General features: G+C 70.0%; 18 protein-coding genes. 5 read left to right on the top strand and 13 right to left on the bottom strand.

Translation table 11 applies throughout. The features are described 5' to 3' along the window. Positions 1–110 precede the first annotated feature (110 nt). Positions 111–689 carry a TetR/AcrR family transcriptional regulator gene (locus ACZ7M7_RS36220; protein WP_383629461.1) on the top strand — a complete coding sequence of 193 codons (579 nt, stop codon included), beginning with the start codon at positions 111–113 and terminating at the stop codon, positions 687–689. Between the two features lie 13 nt (positions 690–702). Here the strand turns inward: ACZ7M7_RS36220 and ACZ7M7_RS36215 are convergent, their stop codons facing one another. Further along, positions 703–1,323 (bottom strand): M23 family metallopeptidase, encoded by a 621-nt coding sequence (locus ACZ7M7_RS36215; RefSeq protein WP_383629463.1) that lies wholly within the window; start codon positions 1,321–1,323, stop codon positions 703–705. Positions 1,324–2,111: 788 nt separating this feature from the next. On the opposite strand from ACZ7M7_RS36215, the gene ACZ7M7_RS36210 reads away from it, so the two are divergent. Together ACZ7M7_RS36210 and ACZ7M7_RS36205 are read left to right on the top strand one after the other, a co-directional pair. Continuing rightward, positions 2,112–2,636, top strand: a complete 525-nt coding sequence (locus tag ACZ7M7_RS36210) for a hypothetical protein (RefSeq protein ID WP_472124433.1) — start codon at positions 2,112–2,114, stop codon at positions 2,634–2,636. Between the two features lie 289 nt (positions 2,637–2,925). Further along, positions 2,926–3,573, top strand: a complete 648-nt coding sequence (locus ACZ7M7_RS36205; RefSeq protein WP_472124431.1) for an HAD family acid phosphatase — start codon at positions 2,926–2,928, stop codon at positions 3,571–3,573. Positions 3,574–3,648: 75 nt separating this feature from the next. On the opposite strand, the gene ACZ7M7_RS36200 is transcribed toward ACZ7M7_RS36205, so the two are convergent. Further along, positions 3,649–6,174 (bottom strand): ATP-dependent Clp protease ATP-binding subunit, encoded by a 2,526-nt coding sequence (locus tag ACZ7M7_RS36200; protein WP_383610751.1) that lies wholly within the window; start codon positions 6,172–6,174, stop codon positions 3,649–3,651. Positions 6,175–6,604: 430 nt separating this feature from the next. Between ACZ7M7_RS36200 and ACZ7M7_RS36195 the strand changes: the two genes are divergently transcribed. After that, entirely contained in the window at positions 6,605–7,411 is an 807-nt protein-coding gene (locus ACZ7M7_RS36195; RefSeq protein ID WP_472124428.1) for an SCO3374 family protein, read from the top strand. An 18-nt stretch (positions 7,412–7,429) separates the two neighbouring features. Here ACZ7M7_RS36195 and ACZ7M7_RS36190 read toward each other — a convergent pair whose 3' ends face one another. From ACZ7M7_RS36190 to ACZ7M7_RS36145, 10 genes are all read right to left on the bottom strand, one after another. Next, entirely contained in the window at positions 7,430–7,765 is a 336-nt protein-coding gene (locus ACZ7M7_RS36190) for a histone-like nucleoid-structuring protein Lsr2 (RefSeq protein WP_328425060.1), read from the bottom strand. 225 nt (positions 7,766–7,990) lie between these two features. Further along, positions 7,991–8,554, bottom strand: a complete 564-nt coding sequence (locus tag ACZ7M7_RS36185) for an amino-acid N-acetyltransferase (RefSeq protein WP_328425062.1) — start codon at positions 8,552–8,554, stop codon at positions 7,991–7,993. Between the two features lie 9 nt (positions 8,555–8,563). Continuing rightward, positions 8,564–9,070 carry a BlaI/MecI/CopY family transcriptional regulator gene (locus ACZ7M7_RS36180; RefSeq protein WP_383610743.1) on the bottom strand — a complete coding sequence of 169 codons (507 nt, stop codon included), beginning with the start codon at positions 9,068–9,070 and terminating at the stop codon, positions 8,564–8,566. A gap of 158 nt (positions 9,071–9,228) precedes the next feature. Continuing rightward, complete coding sequence (locus ACZ7M7_RS36175; RefSeq protein ID WP_328425066.1) at positions 9,229–9,408, bottom strand: hypothetical protein; 180 nt, start codon at positions 9,406–9,408, stop codon at positions 9,229–9,231. Positions 9,409–9,492: 84 nt separating this feature from the next. Continuing rightward, positions 9,493–10,185: a hypothetical protein gene (locus ACZ7M7_RS36170; protein ID WP_472124523.1), complete on the bottom strand. Its 693-nt coding sequence runs from the start codon at positions 10,183–10,185 to the stop codon at positions 9,493–9,495. A 320-nt stretch (positions 10,186–10,505) separates the two neighbouring features. Then, positions 10,506–11,303, bottom strand: a complete 798-nt coding sequence (locus ACZ7M7_RS36165) for a type III pantothenate kinase (RefSeq protein WP_369272645.1) — start codon at positions 11,301–11,303, stop codon at positions 10,506–10,508. 8 nt (positions 11,304–11,311) lie between these two features. Continuing rightward, the gene (gene nadC / locus ACZ7M7_RS36160) at positions 11,312–12,283 is read right to left on the bottom strand and encodes a carboxylating nicotinate-nucleotide diphosphorylase (RefSeq protein ID WP_472124423.1); all 972 of its coding nucleotides are present in this window, start codon (positions 12,281–12,283) and stop codon (positions 11,312–11,314) included. A 5-nt stretch (positions 12,284–12,288) separates the two neighbouring features. After that, the gene (locus tag ACZ7M7_RS36155; protein ID WP_472124420.1) at positions 12,289–13,998 is read right to left on the bottom strand and encodes an L-aspartate oxidase; all 1,710 of its coding nucleotides are present in this window, start codon (positions 13,996–13,998) and stop codon (positions 12,289–12,291) included. After that, entirely contained in the window at positions 13,995–14,984 is a 990-nt protein-coding gene (gene panC, locus ACZ7M7_RS36150; protein WP_472124418.1) for a pantoate--beta-alanine ligase, read from the bottom strand. The genes ACZ7M7_RS36155 and panC overlap by 4 nt, the downstream gene beginning before the upstream one ends. Next, positions 14,981–15,919: a Rossmann-like and DUF2520 domain-containing protein gene (locus tag ACZ7M7_RS36145; RefSeq protein WP_472124415.1), complete on the bottom strand. Its 939-nt coding sequence runs from the start codon at positions 15,917–15,919 to the stop codon at positions 14,981–14,983. The genes panC and ACZ7M7_RS36145 overlap by 4 nt, the downstream gene beginning before the upstream one ends. A gap of 197 nt (positions 15,920–16,116) precedes the next feature. On the opposite strand from ACZ7M7_RS36145, the gene ACZ7M7_RS36140 reads away from it, so the two are divergent. Then, complete coding sequence (locus tag ACZ7M7_RS36140; protein ID WP_472124413.1) at positions 16,117–17,310, top strand: threonine aldolase family protein; 1,194 nt, start codon at positions 16,117–16,119, stop codon at positions 17,308–17,310. Here ACZ7M7_RS36140 and ACZ7M7_RS36135 read toward each other — a convergent pair. After that, positions 17,300–17,515, bottom strand: a complete 216-nt coding sequence (locus tag ACZ7M7_RS36135) for a hypothetical protein (RefSeq protein ID WP_472124410.1) — start codon at positions 17,513–17,515, stop codon at positions 17,300–17,302. The genes ACZ7M7_RS36140 and ACZ7M7_RS36135 overlap by 11 nt on opposite strands. Between the last annotated feature and the right edge of the window lie 155 nt (positions 17,516–17,670).

The raw sequence follows: 17,670 nt of genomic DNA, 5'->3' as shown, positions 1-17,670 counted from the left end.
CTTACTTGCCGCCCGGCTAGTTGTCTACACTCAGGGAACCTAGGCGCGTAACTAGCCGGGCGTCAAGTAAGTTTTATGGAAAGCCGAGGCGTACGAGGATGGGCGGCACCATGGACGGCACCAAGCAGCAGCGGCGCCGCGGGAACACCCGCCAGCGCATCCAGGACGTGGCCCTCGAACTCTTCGCCGAGCAGGGCTACGAGAAGACCTCCCTGCGCGAGATCGCCGAGCGCCTGGAGGTCACGAAAGCGGCCTTGTACTACCACTTCAAGACGAAGGAAGAGATCATCGTCAGCCTCTTCGAGGACCTGACGAAGCCGATCGAGGACCTGATCGAGTGGGGCAGGCAGCAGCCGCACACCCTCGAGACCAAGCAGGAGATCGTACGCCGCTACAGCCAGGTCCTGACCGACGCGTCACCACTGTTCCGCTTCATGCAGGAGAACCAGGCGACGGTCCGTGATCTGAGCATCGGCGAGATGTTCAAGAACCGCATGCTCGGCATGCGCGACATCGTCATAGATCCGGACGCCGATCTGGTCGACCAGGTGCGCTGCATCAGCGCCCTGTTCACGATGCACGCCGGGATGTTCGTCCTGAAGGACCTGGAAGGCGACCCCGAGGAGAAGCGCAAGGCCATCCTCGAGGTCGCCACGGACCTGATCACCCAGGCGCACAAGGGCGCCTGAGCGGCTCGGTCGATCAGATCTTCAGACCCTTGGCCCGCAGGAAGGACACGGGGTCGATCGCGGAGCCGTAGTTGGCACTCTTACGGATCTCGAAGTGCAGGTGCGGACCGCTGGAGTTACCGGTGTTGCCGGACTTGGCTATGTGCTGGCCGGTCTTGACGACCTGGCCGATCTTCACGTCGACGCGCGACAGGTGGGCGTACTGGGAGAACGTGCCGTTGCCGTGCTTGATGACGACGGCGTTGCCGTACGCGGGACCGTCACCGGCGCCGTTGCCGCCGGCCTTGACGACCGTGCCGCCGTGCGCGGCCATGACGTCGGTGCCGTTCGGGACGGCGAAGTCCTGCCCGCTGTGGGTGGACTGCCACATGCCGCCGGCCTGCGCGTAGCTGGCGGACTTCGTGTACTTCTTCACCGGGCTGACCCAGGAGGCGGCCTTCTTCGCGGCAGCCTTCTTCACGGCGGCACTCTGCGCCTGGACGGCGGTGGAGGCGGCGGGGGCGGAGCTCATCTCGGCAGCAACCGCGCCTCCGGCGCCCAGCACGACCGAGGCCCCCAGGCCGGCGGCCAGCACAGCCGCACGGGTGCGGAAGGTGGACGTACGGGACGAACGGAACGAGAAGCGCGGGGACATTCGAAACCTCACGGGGACGACGACAGAGAAAACCACCCGACCGCTCAGGGCAATCGCCGGATGGCCATCCCTTGGTAACCCCCGCCCCCTCGAACCCCAAAACCCCTTATCTACGACTAGCGCTAGTACTTCGCCCCAAAAATCCCTGCATCTTGACAGAACACCCAATACGGACGAACCAGCGCTGATGCCGAAACGCCTCGCCAGTTTTCATCGCTAACGTCCGATTTGCCCGCCAACCCCGTTTCCACTATTCCCGCTAGTAACGGACAAATCGCCTGTGCGGCATGTCACCGCCCTATGCAATCGGAAGACCCCGGAATGTGACGGGCACTACGCAGCTGCTCTACCGAAGAGGGGCTCAGGAAGAGGCCGCGTGGACCCGACGGTCACAGGCAGCAGGCCGGCGTCCGGCCTGGTGGCCCCGCTGATGAAGCAGCTGTTCGCCCAGGGCCCCGGGGGGCCGGGCTGGTCGGCAAGCCCGTACGGCTGTCGGGCCCTGGTGTCGTTCCGCGGCGAGAAGCGGGCGATCGGCGAGCGGAGCTCCGCAGGGCCGTCCGTGAGCTGGTGGAGCGGGCGGGGCGCGAGACGCCCGAGGCATGGCTGGACGAGCCGGAGCCGGCAGCGGTCTCGGGGGCCTTGCAGCGGACCCTGCACGCGCTCGGCGATCCGGACCCGGACGAACCTGGAAGCCGTACGGCTCGGCTACGAGGCGCCGGCCGACCGCTGCACGGACAGTGGGGCGGCGACCGGCTGCTGCGGGACCTCGGCTACGGCTCGGCCTTGGTATGGCCCGCACCCTCGTCGAGCAGAGCCGACAGGTGGCCCGGCTGCTCCGGCTCACCGACGTCCTCATGGAGCGCTTCACCTCGCGCACGACGCAGGACGCGGCCTTCGACCAGCGATACGCGCGGTACCTGCCGACGAAGCACGGCCGTCTCACGATCCACGGCAAGGCGCTGCACGACGCTGCCCTGTCCATGCTTCTCGAACGCCGGGACCGCGAACGCGAACTGACGGTAGAGCGGGACGAGGAGTCCCGGGGCGAGCTGCCCCCCAACTGGAGCAGCTGCTGCCGTCCATGCCGTACGTCGCCGCCCAGAGCTCGCCCGAGGAGATCCTCCGGCACCGGCTGGTTCGTGGACTTCGTCCACCGCACCTTCCAGGACTTCCTGGGGCTGCGGGCGGAAGTGAGGCGGCGGGCGAGGGAGTTGTTCCGCCGCGCAGTCGGGCCGAAGCGCCGGAGCCGGCCGATCTCGGGCCCATCGTGCTGGATCTGCTGCCGAGTCCCGAGGGTCTGGACGAGATCCTGAACGGGCACTTCGCCGAGCAGCTCGACCCGGCCCCGCCGGCTGCTCACCCCCGCCTGACACGGGTGAACACATTCACCGCAAGCCTTCGCAACACCGGCGAACCCCTCACCGGCATCGACCTCGTCGCACCCGCCTCGCCACACAGCAACAAGTGATCGTCAGAATTAAGTGACGCACATCTCTAGCGACTTACCGCTCAGTAACCCTAACTTTCCCCTCACGCCATCCGTACCCACGAACATGCACGCGACAACGACATAGCGCACGTGACGTGAGAGGACCCCCACACATGACGCTTCGCCGCCCCTGGGCACGCCGTATCGCGGTCAGCACCGTCTCCGCGGCCGCCCTCGTGGCCCTCGCGGTCCCCGCCGAAGCGGCCACCGCCGCGACGAGCACCTCGACCACCGCCACCATCACGGCAGCAACGGCCTCCTCGGCGGATGTCGACTACGACACCTGGCAGAAGGACTGCCAGGCGGTGATGGACCAGGCGCTGCCACACCTGAAGCAGCGGATCGCGAACACCAAGCCGGGTGAGAAGCAGGCGATCGTCTTCGACATCGACAACACCACCCTGGAGACGGACTTCGGCTTCAGCTACCCGCAGCCGGCCAACGAGCCGGTCCGGGAGGTCGCCGAGTACGCGCAGGAGCACGGCGTCTCCCTGTTCTTCGTGACCGCCCGCCCCGGCATCATCTACTCGGTGACCGACTACAACCTCGAGTACCGCGGCTACGAGGTCTCCGGGCTGTACGTGCGCGGCTTCTTCGACCTCTTCAAGAACGTCGGCGACTACAAGACGGCCCAGCGCGTCGACATCGAGAAGAAGGGCTACACGATCATCGCGAACATCGGCAACAGCGCCACGGACCTGTCGGGCGGCCACGCCGAGAAGACGTACAAGCTGCCGGACTACAACGGGCAGCTCTCCTGACGGAGCGTGTGAAAAAGGGGCTGCCCCGGGACACAGGTCCCGGGGCAGCCCCTTTGGTTCAGGCGAAGCGCGCGGCTACGCCTCCTTGCTCAGGTTCGGACCGGTGCCACCGGCCGCCTGCTCGATCGGCGGGACGTCGGGCAGGGCCGCCTTCTCCTCGCCGCGGAAGGTGAAGGTCTTGTTCTCGCCCTCGCCCTCCGTGTCCACGACCACGATGTGACCGGGACGCAGCTCGCCGAAGAGGATCTTCTCCGACAGCGAGTCCTCGATCTCGCGCTGGATCGTACGGCGCAGCGGCCGGGCGCCCAGCACGGGGTCGTAGCCCTTCTTGGACAGCAGCTCCTTGGCGGACTGGGAGAGCTCGATGCCCATGTCCCGGTCCTTCAGGCGCTCGTCCACCTTGCCGATCATCAGGTCGACGATCGCGAGGATGTCGTCCTGGGTCAGCTGCGGGAAGACGACCACGTCGTCGACGCGGTTGAGGAACTCGGGGCGGAAGTGCTGCTTGAGCTCGTCCGAGACCTTGTTCTTCATGCGCTCGTAGTTGCTCTTCGTGTCACCCGAGGCCGCGAAGCCCAGGTTGAAGCCCTTGGAGATGTCCCGGGTGCCGAGGTTGGTCGTCATGATGATGACCGTGTTCTTGAAGTCCACGACCCGGCCCTGGGAGTCGGTCAGGCGACCGTCCTCCAGGATCTGCAGCAGCGAGTTGAAGATGTCCGGGTGGGCCTTCTCGACCTCGTCGAAGAGGACGACGGAGAACGGCTTGCGGCGGACCTTCTCGGTCAGCTGGCCGCCCTCTTCGTAGCCCACGTAGCCGGGGGGCGAACCGAAGAGACGCGAGACCGTGTGCTTCTCGCTGAACTCCGACATGTCGAGGGAGATCAGCGCGTCCTCGTCACCGAAGAGGAACTCGGCGAGCGCCTTGGACAGCTCGGTCTTACCGACACCGGACGGGCCCGCGAAGATGAACGAGCCACCGGGGCGCTTCGGGTCCTTCAGACCGGCACGCGTACGGCGGATCGCCTTCGACAGCGCCTTGACGGCGTCGATCTGGCCGATGACCCGCTTGTGGAGCTCGTCCTCCATGCGCAGCAGGCGGGACGACTCCTCCTCCGTCAGCTTGAAGACCGGGATGCCGGTGGCCGTGGCGAGGACCTCGGCGATCAGCTCGCCGTCGACCTCGGCGACGACGTCCATGTCGCCGGCCTTCCACTCCTTCTCGCGCTTGGCCTTGGCGGCCAGGAGCTGCTTCTCCTTGTCGCGCAGGGAGGCGGCCTTCTCGAAGTCCTGCGAGTCGATCGCGGACTCCTTGTCGCGGCGCACGCCGGCGATCTTCTCGTCGAACTCGCGCAGGTCCGGCGGCGCGGTCATCCGGCGGATGCGCATCCGGGAGCCGGCCTCGTCGATCAGGTCGATCGCCTTGTCCGGCAGGAAGCGGTCCGAGATGTACCGGTCGGCCAGGGTGGCGGCCTGGACCAGCGCCTCGTCGGTGATGGAGACCCGGTGGTGGGCCTCGTAACGGTCGCGCAGGCCCTTGAGGATCTCGATCGTGTGCGGCAGGGACGGCTCGGCGACCTGGATGGGCTGGAAGCGGCGCTCGAGGGCCGCGTCCTTCTCCAGGTGCTTGCGGTACTCGTCCAGCGTGGTCGCACCGATGGTCTGCAGCTCACCGCGGGCCAGCATCGGCTTCAGGATGGAAGCCGCGTCGATGGCGCCCTCGGCGGCACCCGCTCCGACCAGCGTGTGCAGCTCGTCGATGAACAGGATGATGTCGCCGCGGGTGCGGATCTCCTTGAGCACCTTCTTCAGGCGCTCCTCGAAGTCACCGCGGTAGCGGGAGCCGGCGACCAGCGCGCCGAGGTCGAGGGTGTAGAGGTGCTTGTCCTTGAGGGTCTCGGGCACCTCGCCCTTGACGATGGCCTGAGCGAGGCCCTCGACGACGGCGGTCTTGCCGACGCCGGGCTCACCGATCAGGACCGGGTTGTTCTTCGTACGGCGGGACAGCACCTGCATGACCCGCTCGATCTCCTTCTCGCGCCCGATGACCGGGTCGAGCTTGGACTCACGAGCGGCCTGGGTGAGGTTCCGGCCGAACTGGTCGAGGACCAGGGACGTCGAGGGCGTGCCCTCGGCAGGCCCGCCGGCGGTGGCGGTCTCCTTGCCCTGGTATCCGGAGAGCAGCTGGATGACCTGCTGCCGCACCCGGTTGAGATCTGCGCCCAGCTTGACCAGGACCTGGGCGGCGACGCCCTCGCCCTCACGGATCAGGCCGAGCAGGATGTGCTCCGTGCCGATGTAGTTGTGGCCCAGCTGAAGGGCCTCGCGGAGCGACAGCTCCAGGACCTTCTTGGCACGGGGGGTGAAGGGGATGTGCCCGGACGGGGCCTGCTGCCCCTGCCCGATGATCTCCTCCACCTGCTGGCGGACCGCCTCGAGCGAAATCCCGAGGCTCTCAAGGGCCTTGGCGGCGACACCCTCACCCTCATGGATCAGGCCCAGGAGGATGTGCTCGGTGCCGATGTAGTTGTGGTTGAGCATCCGGGCTTCTTCCTGAGCCAGGACGACAACCCGCCGCGCGCGGTCGGTGAACCTCTCGAACATCGTTAATCGCTCCTCAGAGCGGTCAGGCAGTGGGGGGAACTTCCCCTCCCTGTCCTTCCGCAGCTTAGTCCCGCAAGCGGGGACCGCTCATTCCAACTGCCGACACCGTCGATGGCCTCCTGACCCCGAACGCCGACATCTGCTCCAACCCGATGGTGCGAGACGATGTTCCCGCAGGCCAGGCACTTACCCTCACCATCAGTACGCCGATGGCGAACGTGAGACCACCTTGCCTGCGTGTCGCCCCCTCCCACTAGGGATGTCTTACCCGCTGGGACTGACACTCCATGCCGCGCCCCCCGGTTCCCTCCGCTACGGGCGAACAACCTTGCGCCACCCCACACCCCCACACGCCCCCGAATTCGCCACTCTGTGCACTCGTCCCAATACCCAGCGTAACCCGCACGCCCATTCGGCGGTTGCACTTGGCATGGTCGGCACCCGCCCCAAGATCATCACGGACCTCGCCTCGATCCCCCTCCCCCGTCGGCCGCTCGATCCGAGCGATCAGGTCCGCCGGTGGTACGAGAACGAACTGGGCTGGCCGGTGGTGCCCGCCACCCCCGGAGCCCCCGGAGCCCCGCTGAGCCTTCGCGTGGGCCTGCACTTCGACGTCCTGGACGTCCCCGCCGAGGCGGGCCGCGCGGCACTGCGCCATCTGGCACCCGACTCGCCGGTGGCCGTTCAGGGCGCCCGGATGCGGCTCCTCCTGGCCGCGGGCAGCGCTCAGGAGGTGCCGGGGGTGCTGGACTGGCTGGAGTGGGGCACGCTGCCCCTGGATCTGACGGCGCTGGGCGAGGGCGACCTCATGGAGGCGCCACTGCCGCCCGAGAAGTGGCCGGTCACGGCCGTACGGCCGCTTGCGGTTCTCGGGTCACCGGCGCTGGTGCGGCATCTCGCGGCCGAACCGGGCTCTGTGGGTCCGGGTCCGGCCGCGGCGGCCGTACGGTGTCCCGTCGATTCGGGACCGGGGGGAGCCGTAGGGCGTCCTGGCCTGCCGGGGCATTGCGGAGTGCGGTCGCTTCCCCCGGACCGCTCCGATGCCGTGCAGGGGGCCGCCGTGTGGCTGCGGCCCCCCGAGCCTGGGGGCGAGGTCGAAGCCTCGCTGCCGACGTTGTCGGCCCTTGGGGGCGGTGGGGGCGCCCCCGATCTCGTGCGGGTACTGGGCACGGTGGCGACGCACTGCCACCGCCTGGGACTGCGACGCGCGTGCGTGCAGCCTTCGGCCTGTCCGTAGATCAGGCATCGACCCGGATCAGGCGTTGGCCTTCTCGTATGCCTCGCGAATGGACGCCGGAACGCGGCCGCGGTCGTTGACCTCGTAACCGTTCTCCTTGGCCCACGCGCGGATCTGCGCGGTGTCCTGGCTGCCGCCGGAAGTGGCGCGCGCCTTTCCGCGCCCGCCCGAAGCACGGCCTCCGGTACGACGACCGCCCTTCACGTAAGGCTCGAGAAGGCCGCGGAGCTTGTCCGCATTGCCGGTCGTGAGATCGATCTCGTACGTCTTGCCGTCCAACGCGAACGTCACGGTCTCGTCCGCCTCGCCGCCGTCGAGGTCGTCGACAAGAAGGACCTGAACCTTCTGTGCCACCGGATTTCCTTTCATCGATAACTTGAGGGCCTGGGGTCTGCGGCGTCCGCCGTTTCGCCGTCCCCTGTTATATGCAGTACTGCAGTACGTCGGAAAGCAAACCGCTTTTGCTGGAAAAACACAAACCCCCGGGAGAGACTCACAGGCCGACTGCGGTCCGGAAACATGCGCGTTTCGGACATAGGGCACCTGGGCAGGGTGACCCGTCGGAATAGTGGGGGACGATCACAGATGCAGAAGCATCCGGCTGTTGCCCAAGGTGTTCGGTTTCACTCGTTCGAGACCGAGGAACTCCGCGACGCCCTCGTCATAGGAACGCAGCAGCTCGGCGTAGACATCGGTGTCGACCGGCGTCTCACCGATCTCGACGAAGCCGTGCTTGCCGAAGAAGTCCACTTCGAAGGTCAGACAGAAAACGCGGCGAACGCCGAGCCAGCGCGCGGTGTGCAGCAACTTCTCCAGCAACTGATGACCGACGCCGGCGCCCTTCAGGCCGGGCTTCACGGCCAGAGTGCGGACTTCCGCCAGGTCTTCCCACATCACGTGCAGGGCGCCGGCGCCGACGACCTCGCCGTTGTCGTCCCGTTCCGCGACCCAGAACTCCTGGATGTCCTCGTAAAGAGTCACCGTGGCTTTGTCGAGCAGGATCCGACGCCGGACGTACTCGTCAAGGAGACGACGCACCGCCGGGACATCGCCGGTACGGGCCCGCCGGACGGTGATGGCTTTTGCGGTGACTTCTGGGCTCTGAGCCGCGGGGCTCTCGGCCGAGTGGCTCTCTGCGGACATGAGCGGACGCTATCGCCCGTCGGGCTCCGGTGCCGACGCGGGGTTCTCGGCGGCGGTATCGGTACGGGTATCCGCAGCGGTATCGGTGCTGGTATCGCCGCTGGTATCGGTGCTGGTGGTATCGGCGGCGGCGCCGGTATCGGTGCCCGTAACGCGGCGCGTATCCGGTGCTTCCGCGGGTTCGGGCGTTTCCGGGCCCTGGACGATGCGTACCGCGTTCCGCAAGGCCTGGCGCTGTTCCTCGCTCATCATGCCGAAGAAGGCGACGAGTGCGGCGGCGGGGTTGTCGCTCTGCGACCAGGCGTCGTTCATCAGGGCGGCGGCGTAGGCGGCTCGGGTGGAGACCGCCTCATATCGATAGGCCCGGCCTTCCGCCTCGCGGCGTACCCAGCCCTTCTGATGGAGATTGTCCAAAACGGTCATCACCGTGGTGTACGCGATGGACCGTTCCTGCTGGAGATCTTCCAGGACTTCCCGAACGGTCACCGGGCGGTTCCACTTCCACACCCGCGTCATGACCGCGTCTTCGAGTTCTCCCAATGGGCGAGGCACAGCTCGCACAATAGTGGGAGATCCGGGCGTTGGCGTGCCGGACGTGCTCTTTCTCCGACAAACAGGAACAAAAGGGCGTACGACTCGGAAAGCGGTGAGCTTGGAGTCGTACGCCGCTGAGGTCAGGCGTCCGGGGTCGCCGAGGCCTGGCGGGTGCCCTCCACGCGCGCGAGGGCGGCGTCCACGGCCGCGTCCTCCTTGGCCTTGTTGGCTCCGCCCTGGGTCTTCACGATCACCCTGATCACACCGATGAAGAACACGGCCATGACGGCCGGGGGGAGGAGTGCGGAGACGTAGTCCATGCGTCCAGGGTAGCCAGGGGGTGAGGGGCGGGCGGGGCGGGGGTTGGGCGTTGTGGGGTGGTTCGCGTCTCGGTGGTTCGCGTCTCAGCCGGCGGCGAGCTGCTGGGGCGGGTTCGCGGGGGGCGGGGTCGGCTTGCGGCGGGGGAAGACCTCGCCGGGGGTGGGGATGGGGCGGGCCGGCTTGGGCGCGGGTGGTGTGTGCTCGGGGCCGGGGTCGGGCTTGGGGGTGGCCGGCTTTTCTGCGGGCTTCTTCCGGGGCGGCTTGGCCGGGTCCTGGCCGGCCGCCTGCGCCGGGAGGTCGACCGGGGGGCGGGGGCGCTCCTCGGAAAGGCCTCCAGGGAGGGCCAGGAGGTGCGTACGGGACGCGGGGATGGCCGGCCTGGCAGGAGTGGCCGGGCGGGCGGAGCCGCGCGCGAGACGGGCTTGTACGCCCTGTTCCGCCGGCGCCTGGCAGCGGGTGAGGAGGGCGGCCGCGGTGGGGTTGCCGCGCAGGGCGCGGAGGGCGGCGAGGTCCTCGGCGGTCGGGGGGTGCCCGGCGGCGAGGGCCTCCTCGAGGAGGGTGAGGTAGCCGGCTGCGGTGCCGGGGAGGGCGGCGCGGTAGCGGGCCAGGTCGGCCGTCAGGAAGGCACGCAGCCGGGCGCCCTCGCGCATCGCCTCGTCGAGCGACTCGGCGAGGCGGAGGCAGTCCTGGACCTCCTCGGCCGAGGCGGGGCTGGGGTGTAGGGCGAGGGCGAGAGCGCGGCGGAGCACACGCAGCTCCTCCGCACCGAACGCCATGGCGCCGCGGGATCCGTATGGCGTGGGCATGGGCCGACGATACGCGCTAATCAGACAAACGCGGCATAGGTGGGGTGGGTGTGGCGTGGGGCGCCACTCGGGTGGTGGGGGTGCGGAGGTGCGCCGGTGACTTGGTCACCTTCCGGCGCCGGTCCAGGCAGTCCGGCGCCGGTCCGGGCAATCCAGCCCGTCCGGTGTTTGAGCACGAGGCCCCTTCAGGGCCGAAGCGGGGCCTGGAGGGCGCAGGCCCCCGGTGGGCCACCCCGACGCCGGTCAGCTCTCGCCGGGCGGCATCTGTCGGTGTGGCCCAACCGATGGAGTCACATGCGGGAGACGTTGCGTTCGTAGACCAGGCGAAGGCCGACCAGGGTCAGCCACGGCTCGTGTTCGTCGATGACCGAGGATTCGCCCAGGACCATGGGGGCCAGGCCGCCCGTGGCGATGACCGTCACGTCGTCGGGATCGTCGGCGAGTTCGCGGGCCATGCGGTTGACGACGCCGTCCACCTGGCCGGCGAAACCGTAGATGATGCCGGACTGCATGGCCTCGACCGTGTTCTTGCCGATGACGCTGCGCGGGCGGGCCACCTCGATCTTGCGGAGCTGCGCGCCCCTGACCCCGAGGGCCTCGACCGAGATCTCGATGCCGGGGGCGATGACACCGCCGATGTACTCACCGCGCGCGCTCACCGCGTCGAACGTCGTCGCCGTGCCGAAGTCGACGACGATGGCCGGGCCGCCGTAGAGGTCGACCGCTGCCACCGCGTTGATGATGCGGTCGGCGCCGACCTCCTTGGGATTGTCCGTGAGGATCGGGACGCCCGTCTTCACGCCCGGTTCGACGAGGACCGCGGGGACGTCGCCGTAGTAGCGGCGGGTCACCTCACGGAGTTCGTGAAGGACGGAAGGGACGGTGGCGCAGATGGCGATTCCGTCGATGCCGTCGCCCAGTTCGTCGCCGAGGAGCGGATGCATGCCCATCAGGCCCTGGAGCAGCACCGCCAGTTCGTCGGCGGTGCGGCGGGCGTCCGTCGAGATGCGCCAGTGCTCGACGATGTCCTCGCCGTCGAACAGGCCGAGGACGGTGTGCGTGTTGCCTACGTCGATCGTGAGGAGCATGCCGGTCCCTACTCCGCCGCTCGCAGGTCCAGGCCGATGTCCAGGATCGGCGAGGAGTGGGTGAGGGCCCCTACGGCCAGGTAGTCGACGCCGGTGTCCGCGTACGCCTTGGCGTTGGCCAGGGTCAGGCGGCCCGATGCCTCGAGTGCCGCTCGGCCGTGCACGATCGACACCGCCTCCTCGCACTCGCCCGGCGTGAAGTTGTCCAGGAGGATCAGGTCCGCGCCCGCGTCCACGACTTCGCGGAGCTGGTGCAGGGTGTCCACCTCGACCTCGATCGGGAGGTCCGGGAAGGCTTCGCGGACTGCCTTGAAGGCCTGGGTCACGCCGCCGGCCGCAAGGACGTGGTTGTCCTTGACCAGGGCCGCGTCCGAGAGCGACATGCGGTGGTTCACGCCGCCGCCGCAGCGGACCGCGTACTTCTCCAGGGCGCGCAGACCGGGGGTGGTCTTGCGGGTGTCGCGGACCCTCGCCTTCGTGCCGTCCAGTACGTCCGCCCACGCGCGCGTGGCCGTCGCGATGCCCGACAGGCGGCAGAGGATGTTCAGCGCGCTGCGCTCGGCCGTCAGGAGGTCGCGGGTGCGGGTGGTGATCGAGAGCAGCTTCTGGCCCTCCGTCACGCGGTCGCCGTCCTCCACGTGGCGCTCGACCTCGAACTCGTCCTCGCAGACGATCGAGACCACCGCCTCGGCGACCCTGAGGCCCGCCACGACGCCCGCCTCACGCGCGACGAAGTCGGCGGTGGCGACGGCCTCTTCGGGGATGGTCGCGACCGTCGTCACGTCCACGCCATGGGCCAGGTCCTCCTGGATGGCCACGTTCGCGATGTCCTCGACCTCGACCGGGTCGAGGCCCGCGTCGGCCAGGAGCTGAGCGAGCGCGGGGTCGAGGCCGCACTCCAGGTACTCCTCGTCGGCACCGCAGGCGCAGCCGTCGCCGCAGCCGCCGGTGGAGGCGAGGGGAAGGTCGGGGGTGGTCACTGCTGTCACTGCTCCTGGGGACGGGTCGGGGGGAAGTCTGCGGTGTCTGTGGTGTGCACGGCCAGTGTGCGGTCCGGGTTCAGGCGTACGACGATGTGGCGGCGCCATGTCGCGTCGTCACGGTCGGGCTCGTCCTCGCGCCAGTGGCAGCCCCGGGTCTCCTTGCGTTGCTGCGCCGCGGCCACCAGGACCCGGGCCACGCAGAGGAGGTTCGTGGCCTCCCAGGTGTCCACGCCGGGCTCGGCCGTCTTGCCGTTCTCGGCGAGGGCGTCGCGGGCCTCGCTGTGCAGCTGCTGGATCTGCTCGGCGGCCTTGGCGAGGGAGTCCGCGGAGCGCAGGACTCCGGCGCCGTCGGTCATCGTCCGCTGGATCGCGAAGCGGGCCTCGGGGCCGAGCAGCGGGTGCTCGGGGGTTTCGGGGTACGGCACCGGGTGCGGCACGCGCGCGTGGAGGCCGTTGGCCGCGCGGGCGGCCGCGATGTCGGTCACGATGCGCTCGGCGTAGACCAGGCCTTCGAGGAGCGAGTTGGAGGCCAGTCGGTTGGCGCCGTGCACGCCCGTGCAGGCGACCTCGCCGCACGCGTACAGGCCGGGGACGGTCGTACGGCCCTGGAAGTCGGTGCGCACGCCGCCGGAGGCGTAGTGGGCGGCCGGGGCGATCGGGATGGGGGTGGTGACCGGGTCGATGCCGTTCGCGCGGCAGGCGGCGAGGATCGTCGGGAAACGGTGCTCCCACATGTCGGCGCCGAAGTGGCGGGCGTCGAGGAACATGTGTTCCGCGTCCTGCTCCTGCATGCGTCGCATGATGCCCTTGGCGACGATGTCGCGGGGGGCGAGTTCGGCAAGTTCGTGCTGTCCGACCATGAAGCGCACGCCGTCGGCGTCGACCAGGTGGGCGCCCTCGCCGCGTACGGCCTCGGAGACCAGGGGCTGCTGGCCCTCCGCGTCCGGGCCGAGGAAGAGGACCGTGGGGTGGAACTGGACGAATTCCAGGTCGCTCACTTCGGCGCCCGCGCGAAGCGCCAGGGCCACGCCGTCACCGGTCGACACCGACGGGTTCGTCGTCGCGGAGAAGACCTGGCCCATGCCGCCGGTCGCGAGGACCACCGCGGGCGCGTGGACGGCGCCCACGCCGTCGTGCTGGCCCTCGCCCATGACGTGCAGGGTGACGCCGGCCGTACGGCCCTCGGCGTCCGTCAGGAGGTCGAGGACGAGTGCGTTCTCGACCGTGCGCAGGCCACGCGCGCGTACCGCCTCGACCAGGGCACGCGAGATCTCCGCGCCGGTCGCGTCCCCGCCGGCGTGGGCGATACGGCGGCGGTGGTGGCCGCCCTCGCGGGTGAGCTCCAGGCCGCCTTCCTCCGACTCGTCGAAGTGGGCGCCGGTCTCGATGAGGCGGCGTACGGCGTCGGGGCCCTCGGTGACGAGGATGCGGACGGCGTCCTCGTCGCACAGGCCCGCGCCGGCGACCAGGGTGTCGTCGAGGTGCTGTTCGGGGGTGTCGCCCTCGCCGAGGGCCGCGGCGATGCCGCCCTGGGCCCAGCGGGTGGAGCCGTCGTCGAGGCGGGCCTTGGTGACGACGACCGCCGTCAGGCCGGCGGCCTCGCAGCGCAGGGCCGCGGTGAGGCCTGCGATGCCGGAGCCGACGACCACGACGTCCGCGGTGATGGCCCAGCCGGGCGCGGGCGCGTGCAGTCGTATGCCTGTGCTGGTCACGAGGCGGCTCCGAAGGTGAGAGGGAGGTTGTCGATCAGCCGGGTCGCCCCGACCCGGGCGGCGACGGCGAGGACGGCCTCGCCGGTGAAGTCGTCCTCGATCTCGCTGAAGTCGGACGGGTCGATGAGCGCGAGGTAGTCCAGTTCGAGCGGCGGGTCGAGGCGGGCGGCCTCGTCGAGGAGCAGGCGGGCGGCGGCGCGCACGGCCGCCGGGGCGCCGGGTACCGCCTTGGCGACGGCGTGTGCGTCGGCCGCCGCGCGGGACTCCCCTATGGCGCTGAGCGCTTCCGCACGCGCGCGTGTGGCTGGCACTTCGCGTGCCCGCGCGCGCAGCGCCTCCTGTGCCGCGTGCCGGTCGCGGCCGGCGAAGAGGGCCTGGGACAGCGCGAGTGCCGTGTGCCGTTCCTTGGGCGAGAGGTAGCGGTTGCGGCTGGAGAGCGCGAGGCCGTCCTCCTCGCGCACGGTCGGGACGCCCACGATCTCGACGCCGAAGTTCAGGTCGCGCACCATGCGGCGGATCAGGGCGAGTTGCTGGGCGTCCTTCTGGCCGTACAGGGCGACGTCGGGGCGGGTGAGGTGGAGCAGCTTGGCGACGACGGTGAGCATGCCGTCGAAGTGGCCGGGGCGCGAGGCGCCCTCCAGGCTGTCGCCCATGGGGCCGGCGCTGATGCGGACCTGGGGTTGGCCGCCGGGGTAGACCTCGTCCACGGAGGGCGCGAACACGGCGTCGGCGCCCGCCTGTTCCGCGATCTTGAGGTCGGCGTCCAGGGTGCGCGGGTAGCGGTCGAGGTCCTCGCCCTCGCCGAACTGCAGGGGATTCACGAAGACGGTCACGACGACCTCGCCGTGCGGGCCGGCGATCGTGCGCGCGGTGCGGATCAGGGTGGCGTGGCCCTCGTGCAGGGCGCCCATGGTCATCACGACGGCACGGCGGCCGGTACGCGTGCGTGCGTGCAGTTCGTCAGCTGTGCGCAGCAGGGTCGTCATCGGGCGTCTCCCTCGGCGCCGTCGGCACCGTCGGTCCCGTCGGCGAGTACCCCGAGAAGGTCCTCGGCGAGCTCCGGCTTGAGCAGTCCGTGGGCGAGCGCCCGGTCGGCGGTCGCGCGCGCCATCGCCAGATAGCCGGCGACGGCCTGCGGGGCGTGCCTGCGCAGTTCCGTGACGTGCGCGGCGACGGTGCCCGCGTCCCCGCGCGCGACGGGGCCGGTCAGGGCCGCGTCGCCGGAGCGCAGGGCATTGTCCAGGGCGGCGCCGAGCAGCGGGCCGAGCATCCGGTCGGGGGCCGCCACGCCCGCCTCGCGCAGCAGCTCCATGGACTGGGCGACGAGCGTCACCAGGTGGTTCGCGCCCAGCGCGAGCGCCGCGTGGTAGAGCGGGCGCCTCTCCTCGGCGATCCACTCGGGTTCGCCGCCCATCTCGATGACGAGGGCCTCGGCGGCCAGCCGCAGCTCCTCGGGCGCGGTGACGCCGAAGGAGCACCCGGCCAGGCGCTGGACGTCCACGGGAGTGCCGGTGAAGGTCATCGCCGGGTGCAGGGCCAGCGGCAGGCCGCCCGCGCGCAGGGCGGGGTCCAGGACCTTCGCGCCGTACCGCCCGGAGGTGTGCACCAGCAGCTGCCCCGGTCGTACGGAACCGGTCTCGGCGAGGCCCTCGACCAGCCCGGGCAGCGTGTCGTCCGGGACGGTCAGCAGCACCAGCTCGGCGCGCGCGAGCACCTCGGCGGGCGGCACGAGCGGCACGTCGGGGAGCAGCTGCGCCGCCCGCCGCCGGGAGGCGTCGGAGACCGCGGAGACGGCCACCGGGCGGTGCCCGGCGAGCTGGAGGGACGCAGCGAGTGCGGGGCCCACACGCCCGGCGCCGACGACACCGACGGTGAGCCGCGCGGGGCGGTCCCTGGGATCTGGCTGTTGGCTTGTACTCACTCGACGGCGGCCTTCCCGTTCCAGTCCGCTCCGGGTACCGGACGATTTCTCGTCATGTTAACGCGATTGGTTCGAGAGGCGTTCGGTTGTCCACAGGCTGTGGGTTTCCACACGCCTTGCGCGCACGTATGGACGGGTGAGGGCAGCAGCCGAAACTCGGGTGCCCGCCCGGGTGGTCTCCCGGGATGATCCGGGCCATGAGCGATGCAGCGGAGCAGGGCACACAGCAGAGCACGCGGACGGACGACGAACAGCGCAAACAGCGCTTCGAGCGGCGCATAAGCGCATTCCGGAGTGCGGAGCGCGTCCTCTCACGCCTCGACTTCCTGGGCACGCTCCGCGAGCGCCTCGCGCTTCTGGAGGCGGCGCCGGACGTGTACGACCTGGACGAGCGGGCGGACCTCTACGGCAACGGCGTCGTCGAGGCCCTGGAGGACAAGACCGCAGCGCTGCTCGGCAAGGAAGCCGCCGCGTTCTTCCCGACCGGCACGATGGCCCAGCAGATCGCCCTGCGCTGCTGGGCCGGCCGCACCGGCGACCCGACCGTCGCCCTGCATGCGCTGGCCCACCCCGAGGTGCATGAGCGAGACGCGTTCAGCCAGGTCAGTGGGTTGCGCCCGGTTCAGGTGACGAGCGAGCCGAGGCAGCCGACCGCCGCCGAGGTCCGCGACTTCGAGGAGCCCTTCGGGGCACTCGTACTGGAACTTCCCCTCCGCGACGCCGGTTTCCTGCTGCCTTCCTGGGACGAGCTCGTCGAGGTGGTGGAGGCAGCGCGGGAGCTCGACGCGGTGGTGCACTTCGACGGTGCGCGCCTGTGGGAGTCCACCGTCCACTTCGGCCGCCGGCTGGAGGAGATCGCAGGCCTGGCGGACAGCGTCTACGTGTCGTTCTACAAGTCACTGGGCGGATACGGGGGCGCCGCGCTCGCCGGTCCGCGGACACTGGTGGAGGAGGCGAAGGTCTGGCGGCACCGCTACGGCGGCATGGTCTTCCAGCAGTTCCCCACGGCGCTGTCGGCGCTGGTCGGCCTGGAGCGGGAGCTGCCCCGGCTGCCGGAGTACGTGGCTCACGCGCGCGTGGTGGCCGCCGCGCTGCGCGAGGGGTTCGCCGCAGCCGGGGTGCCGTGGGCGCGCGTCCACCCCGAGGTGCCGCACACGAACGAGTTCCAGCTCTGGCTGCCGTACGACGTCGACGTCCTCTCCGAGGCCGCGATCCGGCAGGCGGAGGAGACGAGAACCGGTCTGTTCGCCAACGCCTGGGATCAGAAGGGCCCGGGGCTGGCCTGCACCGAGGTCTCGGTCCGCGGAGCCGGCCTGGAGTGGACGGCCGAGGACGTGAAGGAGGCCGTCGCCCGGTTCGTGGCCGTGCTGGCCGAGGAGGTCAGTGGGTAGCGCGGGCCCGTGGACGCAGCCATCGCCGCATGGCCTGGCGCATCCGCCCACGGGCCGGGCGTCCGGCGACCACCGCCCGGAACTGCCGGTGGTCGCGCCACTCGCGCGCGACCTGCCGGTCATGGGCACCGGGCCCGGGCGGGGCGGGATCGCCGTGTTGGTGGGCGCGGTAGGTGTCGAGGAGGTACTGCTGCGTGATGCTCATGGCGTATCGCCTTCTCGGGACGTGGGAGACAGGTCGCAGGAGGCATGAGTGCGGAGGGATCGGGCTCCGCGGTCGCCCCGGTGATCCCAGGCTTGCCTCCGTCCGGCGGCTGCGTCGCGTCGATTGACGGCCGTCGTCAATCGGCGGCCGCGTTG

This window comes from Streptomyces sp. NPDC111606 (genome assembly GCF_055656945.1).
The sequence above is the reverse complement of the archived record's forward strand: the minus strand, read 5'-3'. Positions and strand labels throughout refer to the sequence as shown.

Excerpts from the sequence above, each read along its gene's own strand:
- ACZ7M7_RS36220 (WP_383629461.1), top strand. The coding sequence starts at position 111 with ATGGACGGCACCAAGCAGCAGCGGCGCCGCGGGAACACCCGCCAGCGC.
- ACZ7M7_RS36215 (WP_383629463.1), bottom strand. The coding sequence starts at position 1,323 with ATGTCCCCGCGCTTCTCGTTCCGTTCGTCCCGTACGTCCACCTTCCGC.
- ACZ7M7_RS36210 (WP_472124433.1), top strand. The coding sequence starts at position 2,112 with ATGGCCCGCACCCTCGTCGAGCAGAGCCGACAGGTGGCCCGGCTGCTC.
- ACZ7M7_RS36205 (WP_472124431.1), top strand. The coding sequence starts at position 2,926 with ATGACGCTTCGCCGCCCCTGGGCACGCCGTATCGCGGTCAGCACCGTC.
- ACZ7M7_RS36200 (WP_383610751.1), bottom strand. The coding sequence starts at position 6,174 with ATGTTCGAGAGGTTCACCGACCGCGCGCGGCGGGTTGTCGTCCTGGCT.
- ACZ7M7_RS36195 (WP_472124428.1), top strand. The coding sequence starts at position 6,605 with ATGGTCGGCACCCGCCCCAAGATCATCACGGACCTCGCCTCGATCCCC.
- ACZ7M7_RS36185 (WP_328425062.1), bottom strand. The coding sequence starts at position 8,554 with ATGTCCGCAGAGAGCCACTCGGCCGAGAGCCCCGCGGCTCAGAGCCCA.
- ACZ7M7_RS36180 (WP_383610743.1), bottom strand. The coding sequence starts at position 9,070 with ATGACGCGGGTGTGGAAGTGGAACCGCCCGGTGACCGTTCGGGAAGTC.
- ACZ7M7_RS36175 (WP_328425066.1), bottom strand. The coding sequence starts at position 9,408 with ATGGACTACGTCTCCGCACTCCTCCCCCCGGCCGTCATGGCCGTGTTC.
- ACZ7M7_RS36170 (WP_472124523.1), bottom strand. The coding sequence starts at position 10,185 with ATGGCGTTCGGTGCGGAGGAGCTGCGTGTGCTCCGCCGCGCTCTCGCC.
- ACZ7M7_RS36165 (WP_369272645.1), bottom strand. The coding sequence starts at position 11,303 with ATGCTCCTCACGATCGACGTAGGCAACACGCACACCGTCCTCGGCCTG.
- panC (WP_472124418.1), bottom strand. The coding sequence starts at position 14,984 with ATGACGACCCTGCTGCGCACAGCTGACGAACTGCACGCACGCACGCGT.
- ACZ7M7_RS36140 (WP_472124413.1), top strand. The coding sequence starts at position 16,117 with ATGAGCGATGCAGCGGAGCAGGGCACACAGCAGAGCACGCGGACGGAC.
- ACZ7M7_RS36135 (WP_472124410.1), bottom strand. The coding sequence starts at position 17,515 with ATGAGCATCACGCAGCAGTACCTCCTCGACACCTACCGCGCCCACCAA.